We start from the raw sequence: 981 nt of genomic DNA on the forward strand, positions 1-981 counted from the left end.
GGTTAAGCTAACCACTTCTGGTGCAGTCCACTCCCATGGTGTGACGGGCGGTGTGTACAAGGCCCGGGAACGTATTCACCGTGACATTCTGATTCACGATTACTAGCGATTCCGACTTCACGGAGTCGAGTTGCAGACTCCGATCCGGACTGAGGCCGGCTTTCTGGGATTCGCTCCACCTCGCGGTCTCGCAACCCTTTGTACCGGCCATTGTAGCACGTGTGTAGCCCTACCCGTAAGGGCCATGATGACTTGACGTCGTCCCCACCTTCCTCCGGTTTGTCACCGGCAGTCTCCTTAGAGTTCCCACCATTACGTGCTGGCAAATAAGGACAAGGGTTGCGCTCGTTACGGGACTTAACCCAACATTTCACAACACGAGCTGACGACAGCCATGCAGCACCTGTCTCAGAGTTCCCGAAGGCACCAAGGCATCTCTGCCAAGTTCTCTGGATGTCAAGGGTAGGTAAGGTTCTTCGCGTTGCATCGAATTAAACCACATGCTCCACCGCTTGTGCGGGCCCCCGTCAATTCATTTGAGTTTTAACCTTGCGGCCGTACTCCCCAGGCGGTCGACTTATCGCGTTAACTGCGCCACTAAGTCCTTAAAGGTCCCAACGGCTAGTCGACATCGTTTACGGCGTGGACTACCAGGGTATCTAATCCTGTTTGCTACCCACGCTTTCGCACCTCAGTGTCAGTGTCAGGCCAGAAGGCCGCCTTCGCCACTGGTATTCCTCCCGATCTCTACGCATTTCACCGCTACACCGGGAATTCTACCTTCCTCTCCTGCACTCTAGTCTGGCCGTTCCGGATGCCGTTCCCAGGTTGAGCCCGGGGCTTTCACAACCGGCGTGCCAAACCACCTACGCGCGCTTTACGCCCAGTAATTCCGATTAACGCTCGCACCCTCCGTATTACCGCGGCTGCTGGCACGGAGTTAGCCGGTGCTTCTTCTGCGAGTGATGTCCTTCTTGACGG

Annotated in this window: 1 rRNA gene; it reads right to left on the bottom strand. The window is 56.1% G+C overall.

The window, feature by feature from the left end:
* Nucleotides 1-981, bottom strand: a 16S ribosomal RNA gene (locus J0A90_RS18425); the annotation flags it as partial.

The organism is Salinicola sp. DM10, from assembly GCF_017306975.2.
Taxonomy (GTDB): domain Bacteria; phylum Pseudomonadota; class Gammaproteobacteria; order Pseudomonadales; family Halomonadaceae; genus Salinicola.